General features: G+C 55.5%; 13 protein-coding genes and 1 other RNA gene. 6 read left to right on the top strand and 8 right to left on the bottom strand.

What is annotated here, in order from left to right; genetic code table 11:
- Positions 1 to 27 precede the first annotated feature (27 nt).
- Positions 28 to 609 carry a TlpA family protein disulfide reductase gene (locus F591_RS0112470; RefSeq protein ID WP_019534939.1) on the bottom strand — a complete coding sequence of 194 codons (582 nt, stop codon included), beginning with the start codon at positions 607 to 609 and terminating at the stop codon, positions 28 to 30.
- Positions 610 to 763: 154 nt separating this feature from the next.
- Between F591_RS0112470 and F591_RS0112465 the strand changes: the two genes are divergently transcribed.
- Positions 764 to 2,089: an MFS transporter gene (locus tag F591_RS0112465; RefSeq protein WP_019534938.1), complete on the top strand. Its 1,326-nt coding sequence runs from the start codon at positions 764 to 766 to the stop codon at positions 2,087 to 2,089.
- 210 nt (positions 2,090 to 2,299) lie between these two features.
- A complete protein-coding gene (locus F591_RS27985) occupies positions 2,300 to 2,734 on the top strand; it encodes a M67 family metallopeptidase (protein WP_019534937.1) in 435 nt (144 codons plus the stop codon).
- Between the two features lie 30 nt (positions 2,735 to 2,764).
- On the opposite strand, the gene F591_RS0112455 is transcribed toward F591_RS27985, so the two are convergent.
- The 3 genes from F591_RS0112455 to F591_RS0112445 form a co-directional block, all read right to left on the bottom strand.
- The gene (locus tag F591_RS0112455) at positions 2,765 to 3,502 is read right to left on the bottom strand and encodes an exonuclease domain-containing protein (protein ID WP_026326571.1); all 738 of its coding nucleotides are present in this window, start codon (positions 3,500 to 3,502) and stop codon (positions 2,765 to 2,767) included.
- A gap of 153 nt (positions 3,503 to 3,655) precedes the next feature.
- Positions 3,656 to 4,723, bottom strand: coding sequence for a DUF294 nucleotidyltransferase-like domain-containing protein (locus F591_RS0112450; RefSeq protein ID WP_019534935.1), 1,068 nt, complete (start codon positions 4,721 to 4,723; stop codon positions 3,656 to 3,658).
- A gap of 233 nt (positions 4,724 to 4,956) precedes the next feature.
- Positions 4,957 to 6,345, bottom strand: a complete 1,389-nt coding sequence (locus F591_RS0112445) for an ammonium transporter (RefSeq protein ID WP_019534934.1) — start codon at positions 6,343 to 6,345, stop codon at positions 4,957 to 4,959.
- A gap of 439 nt (positions 6,346 to 6,784) precedes the next feature.
- Here F591_RS0112445 and F591_RS0112440 point away from each other — a divergent pair, with 439 nt between their 5' ends.
- Both F591_RS0112440 and F591_RS0112435 read left to right on the top strand, forming a co-directional pair.
- Positions 6,785 to 7,216, top strand: a complete 432-nt coding sequence (locus tag F591_RS0112440) for a MerR family transcriptional regulator (protein ID WP_019534933.1) — start codon at positions 6,785 to 6,787, stop codon at positions 7,214 to 7,216.
- Positions 7,217 to 7,257: 41 nt separating this feature from the next.
- Positions 7,258 to 7,944 (top strand): zinc metallopeptidase, encoded by a 687-nt coding sequence (locus F591_RS0112435; RefSeq protein WP_019534932.1) that lies wholly within the window; start codon positions 7,258 to 7,260, stop codon positions 7,942 to 7,944.
- Positions 7,945 to 7,993: 49 nt separating this feature from the next.
- Here the strand turns inward: F591_RS0112435 and gltC are convergent, their stop codons facing one another.
- A complete protein-coding gene (gltC, locus tag F591_RS0112430; RefSeq protein WP_019534931.1) occupies positions 7,994 to 8,884 on the bottom strand; it encodes a glutamate biosynthesis transcriptional regulator GltC in 891 nt (296 codons plus the stop codon).
- 102 nt (positions 8,885 to 8,986) lie between these two features.
- Here gltC and tpx point away from each other — a divergent pair, with 102 nt between their 5' ends.
- Positions 8,987 to 9,505 (top strand): thiol peroxidase, encoded by a 519-nt coding sequence (gene tpx / locus F591_RS0112425; protein ID WP_019534930.1) that lies wholly within the window; start codon positions 8,987 to 8,989, stop codon positions 9,503 to 9,505.
- A 125-nt stretch (positions 9,506 to 9,630) separates the two neighbouring features.
- Here the strand turns inward: tpx and F591_RS0112420 are convergent, their stop codons facing one another.
- Positions 9,631 to 10,020: a DUF1499 domain-containing protein gene (locus F591_RS0112420; RefSeq protein ID WP_019534929.1), complete on the bottom strand. Its 390-nt coding sequence runs from the start codon at positions 10,018 to 10,020 to the stop codon at positions 9,631 to 9,633.
- Positions 10,021 to 10,348: 328 nt separating this feature from the next.
- Here F591_RS0112420 and xylB point away from each other — a divergent pair, with 328 nt between their 5' ends.
- Positions 10,349 to 11,881 carry a xylulokinase gene (gene xylB, locus F591_RS0112415; protein WP_019534928.1) on the top strand — a complete coding sequence of 511 codons (1,533 nt, stop codon included), beginning with the start codon at positions 10,349 to 10,351 and terminating at the stop codon, positions 11,879 to 11,881.
- 190 nt (positions 11,882 to 12,071) lie between these two features.
- Here xylB and ssrS read toward each other — a convergent pair.
- Positions 12,072 to 12,253: non-coding RNA, 6S RNA (ssrS, locus tag F591_RS30350), on the bottom strand.
- A 131-nt stretch (positions 12,254 to 12,384) separates the two neighbouring features.
- Positions 12,385 to 13,266 carry a YesL family protein gene (locus F591_RS0112410; RefSeq protein WP_019534927.1) on the bottom strand — a complete coding sequence of 294 codons (882 nt, stop codon included), beginning with the start codon at positions 13,264 to 13,266 and terminating at the stop codon, positions 12,385 to 12,387.
- Between the last annotated feature and the right edge of the window lie 54 nt (positions 13,267 to 13,320).

Below are 13,320 nucleotides of genomic sequence, written 5' to 3'. Positions count from 1 at the left end.
CCCAAACCAGTGACGCAACCAGTTCCTCTACTCGCTCAAGCTTTGCGCAGTCCCTCCGCCGCCTTCCTCCCCGATCAATCGGTTCACCTTCTTGACCCACTCCTCGGGACTGACAACGTGTACGATCTCCTTGATCAGACCGTCTTTTCCGATCAGAAAGCTTGTAGGCACGGCCAAAATCCGGTAGCATTCCGCCGCCCTGCCCCGCTTGTCCAGCAGGACCGGAAACGGCAGCCCGTTGCGCTTCACGAACGATTGCACGGCCGGCAAGCTGTCCCCTTGCGTAACGTTGACCGCGTACAGATCGAGCTTGTCCTTGTAGCGCTCATACAGCCGGACCAAGTCAGGCGCCTCCTCCTGGCACGGTCCGCACCAGGAAGCCCAGAAATTGACGATGAGCGGCCGCTCTCTCGGCCCGCCGACCGCATACGTTCGGCCATCCAGCCCTTCCAGCCGGAATGCGGGAGCGGCAATGCCGGGGGCCGGGCGATGCGCCGCGGCGGTTTGAGCCATGGTGATGCTCAAGTCGTCCAGCGCGGACTGCCGATATAACCCCAGCAACGCGAGTCCCGCCGAAATCAGCATGATGTAGGCGATTTTTTTGTTCATTCCGCTCCCCCTAAGCAATGGTCGATTGCACTCGCTTGTCATCAGCATGCCCAATTTGTCTCCAAGCTTAATCGTATGGAAAAAAACGGAGGGATGGAGATACAAGCGAACGGGAACATTATCCATAGATCAACTGTTCCCCGGAGGGTTATCGATGGAAAAAGCGAAATCGAAAGGCAAACTGAGCGTTGTCTTCGAAAGCGATATATCGCGGGAATACGAAGCAACCGGACAGGCGAAAGCGAAGCGGCCAAAATCCAAAAACGAAGCCGGGACCGGGGCTAAAGGGCACTTGTGGGAATTTATTGCGATTGCCAGCGTTCCCCTCGTGCTTGTGCTCGGGAATTCCATGATTGTCCCCGTGCTTCCGGATATTCGCGAGAAGCTGGGCGTCAGCCAATTTCAAAGCAGTCTGGTGATCACCTTGTTTTCCGTGACGGCCGGACTCGTCATCCCCGTCTCGGGGTATTTGTCAGACCGCTTTTCCCGCAAGGCGATCATAATTCCATCGCTCATCATCTACGGGGCGGCAGGCATTGTAGCCGGACTCGGCGCTGTCTGGAACTCATACGCGATCCTCATCGTCGGACGGGCCATTCAAGGGCTGGGGGCGGCAGGCACCGCGCCAATCGCCATGGCCTTGGCCGGCGACCTCTATAAAGGCGGTACGGAAAGCAAGGCGCTTGGACTTACGGAAGCGGCCAACGGAACGGGCAAAGTGCTGAGTCCGATCCTTGGATCGCTGCTCGCGCTCATCGTCTGGCACGCGGCGTTTTTCGCTTTTCCCGTCTTTTGCCTGCTGTCGCTGCTGGCTGTCGTATTCCTTCTGAAGGAGCCGAAAAAAACGAAGGAGCCGCCCAAGCTCGGCGAATATATGCGTCAGATCGGAGCGATTCTGAAGGAAAAAGGAAGCTGGCTCATCACCGCCTTTTTTGCCGGCTCGCTGGCCCTGTTCGTGCTGTTCGGCGTGCTCTTCTATTTATCGGATATTTTGGAGAAGCCGCCCTACAGCATCGACGGCGTCATGAAAGGATTTGTGCTCGCCATTCCGCTGCTTGGGCAAGTCGTCACTTCCTACACGACAGGGGCCAACATCAAAAAGAACGGCACGCTGATGCGCTGGCTCATGAATATCGGCCTGACGCTCATGACGGTGGCGCTCAGCCTGTGCATCTTTCTTTACGACAAAAACATTTATCTGTTCATCGGCTTGCTGACGCTCAGCAGCATCGGCAGCGGGCTGCTTCTGCCGTGCCTCAATACGATGATCGCCGGCTCCGTGGAAAGAGATCAGCGCGGCATGATCACATCCATATACAACAGTCTGCGGTTTCTGGGCGTCGCGTTCGGCCCCCCGCTGTTCAGCTGGATGATGGATATTTCCCACCGCATTGTGTTCATTTCCGTAGCCTCGATGGCTCTGCTGACGCTGGCGTTCGTCTTCTTCCTGATCAAGCCGAAAGGTCAGCTCAGCGGGTAATCGGGCTGGAAGGACAATATGGGAAATTGGGCAACTTGGTAAATCCCGGCCGCGGCCGGGATTTTTCTGGTATAATCCAGTATAATTGTTACCGCATTGCGACGCCTATGACGAGCGATTCCTGTCGTCATCGGTCGTCACCTGCGGTGCCTGAAAATTCGCCGGAGGGTTCCGTCCAATTTTTCAAGATAGACGAAAGGAGACGGTATTATGCTGCCGCGGCTGGCAATTCGCAAAGAAGCTTACGTTCAATGGCTGGAGCATTGCAAGTCGCTTGCGCCTGAGGAAGGCTGCGGACTGCTGTTTGGCAGCGCCGAAGGGGAATCGGGCTGGATGATCGAGCGATTTCGGCCGATTCCGAACGTTGCCTCCGAACCGCGCACCGCCTTTTGCATGTGCCCGCGGATAACAACGGCCGTGCTGTTCGAGGAGAAAGCTTTGGGTGCCATCCTTGTAGGAATCGCGCACTCTCATCCGCTCGCCGCAGCCGTCCCATCTTCGGCCGATCTGCGATCCGCCTGGCATACCGTTCCGAGCCAATGGATCGTATCGTTGGCCTCTCCGTCCGAACCCCGGGCGCGGGCGTTTCGCTACGAGGGCGGAACGTTTCGGGAGCTTCCGTTTACGATCATCGATTATCGATGAATCGGCACAAGCAGTGCTCATGCCGCAAGTTCAGTGCTGATGGCTTAAGTGGGAGTAAAGATCCCCCAGCGTGCGAACGTTTCTTTCCAATATTTCCGGCAGCATTTTCCCCCATAAGCGGGCCGTCATCAGCGCGTCCTCCAAGGCATGGTGCCGGCGGGTAACGGCGACTTCATACCGATTTAGCAATGTGTCCAGATCGTAACGCTGCAGGCTCGGATTCAGCCACTTGGCGATCATCATCGTATCGAGCATCCGATGCGTCAACTGGACTTTGGAGGTACGCCACAGCGCCGAATTGAGAAAATGCTTGTCGTGTCCCGTTCCGTGCGCAATAAGCACCCGTTGCTTGACAAATTCGAGAAAGCCGCGCAGCGCTCCGATAAGCTCGGGCGCAGCAAGCGCCATCTCATTCGTAATCCCGGTCAATTCGGTAATTTCTTTTGGTATCGGCCGTTTCGGATTGACGAGACTATAGTACGTTTCCTCTTCTAGTAAGCGATTGCCCATTACCGATACCGCACCGAACGAAATAATCTCATCGCCGTTGTACGGCGAAAAGCCGGTCGTCTCCAGATCGAAAACGACCAGTTCCACATTCTCCAGCGACACCTCGTACAGCGATTGCTTGCGCTGCTCCTTCATGACAGACCGAATGAATGCCATCTGCTGGGCGCTCTGTACATCGAACATCGACGTGATCGCCGACGTGAGCCCTCCCATTTTGTACAAATGCCACATTCGGCCGGCCGGTCTCATATCCTTCAATGCTTATTCACCGCCTATCCTGATCATTCGACGCAGCCCGTCGGCGAATTTTCAGTAGTGCAGGTGACGAGCGATGACGGAAAAATCGCTTGTCATAAGCTTCAATTTTGAAAAATTGACGGTGAACCGCCGACAAAAATTTCATGGACTTATTCATTCTTTCAGCACCGCTTTTTTGACATATTTCTGAAGGTCAATGCCGATGCGAAGACACAGCTTCAATTCGCGCACGCGCTCTTTTGTCAGTTGCTCGGCCGTCAGCTTGCCTCGAGTCGTATAATATCCTTCCTGCTCCTGATACGGTGTCTCGTTGCGCAGCTTCAGCGCAATCGACAGCGATTCCTCCCAGTCCGCCCCAATCTCTTCATCGACCTTCCCGGCGCGGACGAGCGCCGCAATCCGCTCCTCCGTCGAGGTGAAGCGGACGCCCGCTTCCAGCGCCAGCAGCCGCAGCCCGTTGACGATCGGGATATAAGCGCCGTACTTGACATCGACGCCTCCCGCATCTTCGCCGTACCGCTCCTTGATCAGCTGCCCGAAAACCCCGAGCGACACTTTATGATAAAGCGTATTATGCAGCATATACTTAAGCATCGCCGGATCTGCGGCAACCCGTTCGAACAGATCGTCCAAAGCGGCCGCGCCGATCTCCGCGTTTCCGTATACCGTTCGCATATCTGCCGCGATCAGCAAATATCTCACATTTTCCCATGCGGGATCGTCCAGCCATTCGCGCAGCATAGCCTTATATTCAGAGAGCGTTTTCCGCCAGTTGACATTCGTGCAGATCACGCCGCCGCTGCAAGGAGGATAGCCGGCCTGCAGCAGATTAGCCCCGATCTTCTCAGCCAGCGCTTCAAAATAGCGTTTCGCGCGCTCCTCCGTCTCCTCGTCAGGCGGATCGGCATAGATGAGACCGTTGTCCTGATCGCTCCACATCGTCTGTTCGCCTCGGCCGCCGCTGCCGTACAGCACAAAAGCGTAAGGAAGCGGAGCCGTTCCGCTTCCTTCCTCCTTCATCGCCCGTTCGGCAAGCTCGACGGCGCGGCGAATGAGCGCATCGTGAACCCGGTTCAGCCGCCGGTTCCAACCGAGCGGATCTGCCGCAAGGAGATGCTTCGGGAACGCCTCTGCAAGCCGGTCCCGCCAGGCTCTCAGCTCCCCGCAATGGCGTGCCGAAGCCAGCTCCCGTTCGATCCACTCTGCCGATAGACGTTCCATAAGCATCCCCTTCTTTCGTCTCTCTATCTACCTTGAAAATTCAGCGCTATCTAAACGCTGAATTTTCAACACCGCAGGTGACGACCGATGACGACAGGAAGCGCTCGTCATAGGCGTCTATCTTGAAAAATTCGGCAATATCTCACGAACCGGACTTCAGGCACCGAAGCCGACAGCAGGGTGACGAAGAGATTCGTTCGTCATCGGCGTGGCTGCTTCATCTTATATTCTTATTATATGGTTGCGGTACCGCCGGATGCCGCTTTTTTCATCTGTTCCGGGTATCCGTAAGTGCCGTGCTCGGACAAGTCGAGACCGACGATCTCCTCTTCTTCCGTGACGCGCAGTCCGACGACCAGCTTAATCAAATACAGGATGACGAAGGACAGCACCGCTACGAACACAAAGGAGGTGATGATGCCTAGCGCCTGCACGCCCAATTGCTCGAAGCCGCCGCCGTACAAGAGTCCCGGCTTGCCGACGCCAACCTTCTCGACCAGCCCCGGCGTCGCGAAAATCCCGTTGGCGAGCGTCCCCCACACGCCGGCAATACCGTGTACCGAGAAGGCGAAGATCGGATCGTCGACGCCTGCTCTTTCAAACCATTGCGCCGTAAAGAAGGTGATGATGCCGGCTACGGCGCCGATAATGATGGCATCTCTTACCGTGACGAATGCGCAGGAGGCGGTGATGGCAACCAGCGCGGCGAGAACGCCGTTCAGCATGCTCGGAATATCCGCTTTGCCGAAGTACATCCAGGCGACGAGCAGCGCCGCTACTGCGCCCGCGGCTGCAGCCATGTTCGTCGTCATTGCGACGTATCCGAAGAAACCGTCACCCATAGCGCTCAGCGTGGAACCCGGGTTGAAGCCAAACCAGCCGATCCAGAGAATGATAACACCGAGAACGGACAGCACTTGGTTGTGGCCGGGAATCAAATTCGGCGTTTTATCTTTGTTGTACTTGCCGATACGAGGCTTCAGCATGATCGTGGCGACCAGCGCCGCCGTCGCGCCTTGCAAGTGAACGACCGTCGAACCGGCGAAGTCCTGCTTGCCGTGGTCGCCCAGCCAGCCGCCGCCCCAAATCCAGTGGGCAACGATCGGATAAATAACGACAGTATACAGGACGCCGAAGATGAGATAGACGGACAGCTTGGCGCGTTCTGCGAAGCCGCCGAAGGCGATGGCCAGCGATACGCCCGCGAAGGCGAGCTGGAACAAAAACTTGATGCCGATCGGAATCGCGGAGCCGGACAATACGCCGTACGCTGCTGCCGCCTGTTCTTCCGAGCCGTCTACGAAAAATCCTTTCAGGCCGATAAAGCCGTTGCCGTCGCCGAAAGCGAGGCCGAAGCCGAACGCCCAGAAGGCAATCGCGCAAATCCCGAAGGTGAGCACCGTCTTGCCTGCAACATGGCCTGCATTTTTCATCCGGGTCGATCCGGCCTCCAGCAGCGCGAAGCCCGCCTGCATGAAGATGACGAGGATCGCTGCCAGCATAACCCAGACGGAGTCAACCGCATTTTGGAGTTGCACGGCCGTCGGCCCGTCTTCCGCAAAAGCTAAAGCGGGAACCGATAAGGACAACAAACCGGTCGTCAATAACAGCTTTTTTAACATGGTTGACCACTTCCTCTTTAATGTTAGTTTATTTAACATTTCTTGAAATTCTTATTGTCATTATATACAGATCACTTTTGTTTGGCAATACATTTTTTCGAAAAAAAGAGTCAAAAACGAAAAATAACCTGACATATATCAGGCATAATTCGTATTTTCCCTCATTAGACTGGTAAATGTTATGATGAAACTTAACAAATGTCACCATTCGCCGATCCATCATACCGGTAAATCCCCTGCACACAGCCAACAGAACCTTACATGAAACAACCTAAACCTTACATTTGCAAAAAATAGCTTCCATGCGCCCGGCGGCACCCAAAGCCAATATGTGAATAATTAGAGAACGAAAAGCATAACGTTTGACTGTATGGTTTTGATTCAGTATCATTATTATATAAGGTAATTGCCATACATAAGAGGTGAGAACAATGGGGCTATGAAGTTGTACAGAATCGGCGAGCTCGCCAAATTATCGGAGGTCAGCCCGAGAACGATCGATTACTACACGAAGCTGGGACTCATCGAGCCTGAGAAACGTTCCGATAAAAATTATCGGCTGTACAGCGATGAAACCTTGACTCGTCTCAAACGTATTGAACATATGAAAAGGGAGAAATATACCCTTGAGGAAATCAGGGAAGCGCTCCGTCAGTGGAATAAGGTCAGCAAGGATGAAATAGTGGCAGATAAACTTACATCCCTTCAACAGCTGCTCCGTCAGCTCGAGAAGGAAGCGAAGGAGATCGGACCGCTGCTCGACAAGCTCAAGCCATCCCAGCTGAAGAACTTGAACAAGATGCTGACCCAGCCGACGGCCGCTTGTATAGAGGCATTGCTTCTCCTGTTGGGCAAAGGTCCCCTTTCATAAAAGAATCGCTACTTTAAATAAGATAATGGAGGAATGAAGCGATGTTTTTTTATTGGCCAATGGATATCCTGATCTTCATTGCGTTCGGCCTATCCATATGGGCACAGTTCCGCGTGAAGGGAACGTTCAACAAATGGTCGGACACCCGGGTTCAATCCGGACTGACTGGCTACGAAGCGGCGCGCCGGTTGCTGGACGCCAACGGCCTCTACGATGTGCCAGTCGAGCCGATTCCCGGAGCGCTGACGGACCATTACGATCCGATCGCCCGCGTCGTCCGGCTGTCCGAGCCGGTTTATTATGAAAGCTCGATTTCGGCTGTATCGGTCGCCTGTCACGAAGTAGGGCACGCCATTCAGCACAAGGTGCACTATCCGATGCTGGTTATGCGCCACCGCATGTTCCCGGTCGTCAACCTGACCTCCGGCGTCGCGCCGCTGCTGATTATTGCCGGCCTGATCTTCCAGCAGTTCAACTTCCTGCTCGGCCTCGGGATTATTTTCTTCTCCGCGGCGGTCGCCTTCCAGGTCGTTACGCTGCCGGTTGAATTCAACGCCAGCTCCCGGGCGCGCGAGCTGATGGTCGCCGAAGGCTTCATCTCCAATGACGAAGAGCGCGGCGTCGCCAAGGTGCTGAACGCTGCCGCGCTGACATACGTCGCCGCTGCGCTGATCTCCGTGCTCGAGCTGCTCAAGTATATTATGATTTTCAACAGCAGAGAAGAATAATCGCTGTATAGACGAACAACCGTCCGATCGCTAATGTCGGACGGTTGCTTTATTTTTTGCGGATGAATTCGAGCAGAAAGCGCTGGAACACTTCGGCGACGAGCGGCAGCCGTTCCCCTGTTCGATGAATGAGCCCAATGCTCCGCGTCACGACCGGATCGATGACCCGCACCTTGACCGGTTGCAGCTCGCTGATCTCCGTCAGCGCCATTTCGGGAAGCATGCTGACCCCCATCCCGGCGGCGACCAGACTGCGGATCGTATCGGTCTCCTCGCCCTCGAAGCCGATGCTCGGCACGAAGCCGGCCTTGGCGCACGCCTCCAGCACGATGGAGCGAAGCGAGTATTCCTCGCTGAACATGACGAACGAATCGTTCTTCAGCTGCTCCAGCCGGATCGTCTGATACTCCGCAAGCACATGTCCTTGCGGCAAAATCGCATATAGCTCCTCCTGCAGCAGCAGCTCGCCCGTCACGCGCTCGTGCACTTTAGGAAACGGGGAGATGAAGGCAAGGTCGATCTCGCCCTTGCAGACGTCCCGGATCAGACTGTTGTACGTGCCCTGCCGCAGGCGAAATTTCACGTTCGGGTGCTCGTGGCGGAAATGAGCGATGACGGTCGGCAGCAAGTAAATGCCGAGACTGTGCGGAAATCCGATGCGAATCTCGCCCGCCTCCGGATGCAAAAATTCGTGAATTTCGTTCACCGCCCGCTCCAGATCGGTTAAAATCCCCTCAACCCGGTTCAGAAACAGCTTGCCGACTGGCGTCAGCTGCAAATTTCTCCCCTTCTGAACGAACAGTTCGACGCCCAACTCCTCTTCCAGCTGGTGAATTTGCCGGCTGACGGCCGATTGAGCGACATGCAGCTCCTCCGCCGCCTGCGTCACATGCTGTTTCCTCGCCACCTTGACGAAATATTGCAGCTGTCTCAGTTCCACCGGCAACCCTTCCTTTCATTGGACAAGTTCCAATTAAAAAGCTTATAATACTTATTGGGAAAGACCATCATTCCATACATATCGAAGGAGGCCCATGGACACATGGCACAAGAACGTACCGGCGCAGCAACATTCAAAGGCAACCCGATCACTCTGGTCGGACCGGAGCTGAACGTAGGCGACAAAGCGCCTGATTTCACAGTCAACAAAAACTTGCTGGAAACCGCCTCTTTGGCTGACTATGCCGGCAAAATTAAGCTGATCAGCGTCGTGCCTTCCCTTGACACCGGCGTATGCGATGCGCAAACCCGCCGTTTTAACGAGGAAGCGGCCAAGCTTGGCGACAATGTGGTCGTTCTGACGATCAGCGTCGATCTTCCGTTCGCCCAATCCCGCTGGTGCGGCGCGGCCGGCATCGACAAAGTCGTTACGCTGTCCGATTACAAGAACCATTCCTTCGGACAAGCCTACGGCGTGCTGATCAAGGAATTCCATCTGCTCATGCGCTCCATCTTCGTGATCGGTGCCGATAACACGATCCAATATACGGAATATTTGAAGGAAATGACGGACCATCCGAACTACGAAGCAGCCATCGAAGCCGTGAAAAAACTCGTTTAATCAGCATACGTGCACAAGAAGATCCGGCCTGCAAGCCGGATCTTCTTGCTGGTGCCGGTTTGCCGGTATCGGGGGCTGTCAAGGCAGCAAAAATCCCGCCGGCAAGAAAGCAAGCGGGTCTTGTGTCAATCGTTCACCTTATGCGCAGCCAGCCTCTTGTCGATATGTCTGTAAATATCGAGAATGGTGCGGTAATTGGAACCGAGATCTCCGAGCGACCCCCGGGACGCCGAATAAATATCGATTGCCGTTTTTACCGGATTGATGGCGAACAAGGTCAGCGTAATGTCCTGGGTGCGGCCGGTAATCGTTTTTTTCTCTACGACGATCTCCCCGACATTCTTCACCTCGTGGAGCAGCTTGTAACCGCTCAACTTTTTGAACATGTTCACGACCTCGTCCCAGGCTTGATCCCGAGAAATCTTGTAATAGCGGGTCTTCAGCGCCGGATCCTTGGCTTTCTCGCCGGTCGTCTCTTGGCTCCGGATCAATCCGATCAAGGTTCGTTTGAGCAATGCCTTCCCTCCTCATAGTATGCAGCAGACACCGTATTGCCTCGTTAGCATTCACTCAGCAGTTGCAGGGACCATTTTCCGGTCATTACTATCATTAATCATATCATTGTTTGCCCTCGAGAAAAAGGGGAATCCGGCAATTCGATCCACGATCGTTCATATTTTTTCGGGTGCGGGCACCGTTTATTCCTGCTGACAAAAATCGTTCGCCAGGATCGGCAGGAATTTGCGGATTCGGTGCGAATATAATATTACATGATTTTGTTTAATCATTGAACAAAGTTTGCGTGGGGTTAAATATCAAGCCTGATGACTGGAGGAACATGCAATGGCTTATTTTTTGGGAATCGATTTGGGGACATCGGCGGTCAAGTGCATTCTCGTCGGCGAGGACGGCGCCGTAGCGGCCTCAAGGAGCGAGGAATACCCGCTGCACACCCCTCAGCCGGGCTGGGCCGAGCAGCATCCAGAAGACTGGTGGACGAAAACCGCGGCATGCATCCGAGCGCTTCTCGCGGACGCCGCCATTCCCGGCAGCGAGATTGCCGGCGTCGGGCTCTCGGGCCAAATGCACGGCTCTGTATTCCTCGATAAGGAGCTGCGCGTCGTCCGCCCGGCCCTCTTATGGTGCGATCAGCGGACGGCCGCGGAATGCGATTGGATCGAAGCGACGATCGGGCAGCAGGAGCTTGCCCGGCTGACCGGCAACCGCGCGCTGACCGGCTTTACGGCGCCGAAAGTGATTTGGCTGCGCAAGCATGAGCCGGAGCATTTTGCCCGGACGGCTCACCTGATGCTGCCGAAAGATTACGTCCGCCTGCAGCTGACAGGGGAATTCGGCATGGATATGGCGGACGCCAGCGGCACGCTGCTGCTTGATGTCGCTCGCCGCCGCTGGTCTGAGGAAGTGCTGCAGCGTCTCGGCATTCCCGCCGAATGGCTGCCTCCGCTGTACGAGAGCAACGATATCGCCGGCCGCCTCACCGCCGAAGCGGCGCAATTGACAGGCCTTGCGGAAGGTACCCCGGTCGTGGCCGGCGGCGGCGACCAGGCGTGCGGCGCTGTCGGCGTAGGCGTCGTCCGCGAAGGAATCGCCTCGGTCGCGCTCGGCACCTCGGGCGTCGTCTTCGTCCACGACGATACGTATGAGGCCGACCCGCTCTGCCGGCTGCATGCGTTCTGCCATGGCGTCCCCGGACGGTGGCATCGCATGGGCGTCATGCTGGCAGCCGGCGGATCGTTCCAGTGGTGGAAAAACCATTTCGCGTTTGAAGAGCTGCATAAGGCCAAGGCGGAGGGCCGCGACGTCTACGAATATTTGACCGCCCTCGCCGAGACGGCCCCGCTCGGCAGCGAAGGCCTGCTGTTCCTGCCGTATTTATCGGGCGAACGGACGCCGCACCCCGATCCGAAAGCGCGCGGCGCCTTCATCGGCCTGACGGTCCGGCATTCCAAAGCGCACCTGACTCGCGCTGTGCTCGAAGGCATCACCTTCGGGCTGCGGGATTCGATGGAGCTTGTCAAGCAGTCCGGCATCCAAATCCGGGAGCTGCGCGTGAACGGCGGCGGCGCGCGCAGCCCGTTCTGGCGGCAGATGATCGCCGATATTTTCGGCTTGCCCGTCGTCACCGTCAATTCGACCGACGGCCCCGCTTACGGCGCCGCCGTCATGGCCGCCTCCGGCGTGCGGAACGTCGATATCACCGAGTTGTGCGACCGCTGGATACGCCCCGTCACCCGCACAGAGCCGAATCCGGCGAGCCGCTCCCGGTACGAGTCGTTCTATGCGGTATATCGCACGCTGTACGACACGCTGAAGGCGACGTCGCACCAGCTGACCGATCTTGTCGCGGAAGGCTAAACAGACTTCCTGCGCCACGCCGTGGCGCCAGCGCATTAGCCCTATTCGCTGAAAACGACCCGCTAATAGGGCTTTTGCTATATCTACCCAAAATGTTACACACATAAAAAGCCAACTGCTCTCGTCAAGTTGGCTTTGTCCTAAACGTTCGCTGTTGATGCCCTCCGTCCATATCGGCAAATGGACAAAAAAAATCCCCGCATATGCCGTCCGACCTATTGTTTCGAAACCCGCTCTCGCAGGTGGGTGTCCGCAGAACCGATTTTGACGTCCCTTTTCGAGGGCATGCCAGCCGCGGTTCAATGTAGGACTCCCTTGAAACAAACCATTGGTTCAAAACACTAGAAATCGAAACGTACATCGCAGGATTTGATTAACCCTATTATATTGGCTTCCCCTTGAAAAGTAAACCTCGTTTCGAGATATTCTGCTTCCATTAGCGGAAAATTGTCGGGGCTTGATCATAGATTGTCACATTCTGCACCCTTTTATACCCGGACAGGTTATTTCCGCGGCTCGTCCGGCAAGGCGTTCCGTTCCGCAGCGGACCGCTCCGCGTCTCGCCCTTCCCTTTCTTCAGCACGGTCCATATCGCCGCTTCGGCCTCCGTCAGGCAAGCTTGCAGCCGTTCCTTCCGCTTCTGTTCCTTCCTCTGACGCTTCCTCCTGCCCAGCTTCTTTCTCCGCCAGCTTCTGCTGCTGCTCCTGCATTTTGCTGAAAATAAGATTAAAATGCCAGAACGAGACAATTGCGATCAGGCTGCCCATAAAAAAGGGAATCAGAAACGTGAACTTCGTGAAGCTGACATACAGCACGATACCGTTCAGCACGACCATCGAGAGCGACCGAACCGGGCTGCCGATCGTGATCAGAAACGCATTTTTGACGATGTGCAGCAGCTTCATATGAAGATGGGACAAAATCGAGAAAAAGTGAAACAGCGAAATACACAGCAGCACCGACAAAGACAGCACGAGAAAGCGCAAAATGCCGAGCGTTCCCGTCTGCCCCCCGTAAAAACGGAAGTTGGTATACAGCACAACCCCCAGCACAATATATACAAGGCCGCCGAGCATGCTTTGCAAATAGTTTTGCTTATACGATTTGAAAAATGTCTTGAACAACGGAGCGTCCTCTTCCCCCGTCAGCCATTTGCGGGCGACCGAAAACATAGCCGACGTAGCTGGAAACACCGTGAACGGAGCGACCGCCGCCATCAGCACAAAATTTGAAAATACTTGTTCGGCCGTTTGCGACTGCAGCAGGCCAAGTCCCAGAAAGAAAAACGGAATCCCGCACACAATCCACAGCACATTGATGACCGATAGCCGCATAATCCACTCGGAGATGCGGTAAAGCCCTCCCATCATGCCTTTAAATTCCAAACCGATGCCCCCTTCGAAGTTTGCCCGGCAAACCGCATTCGCAAGCGTTTACCT

Origin of the sequence: Paenibacillus ginsengihumi DSM 21568 (assembly GCF_000380965.1) — a bacterium.
Lineage (GTDB): Bacteria > Bacillota > Bacilli > Paenibacillales > NBRC-103111 > Paenibacillus_G > Paenibacillus_G ginsengihumi.
The sequence above is the reverse complement of the archived record's forward strand: the minus strand, read 5'-3'. Positions and strand labels throughout refer to the sequence as shown.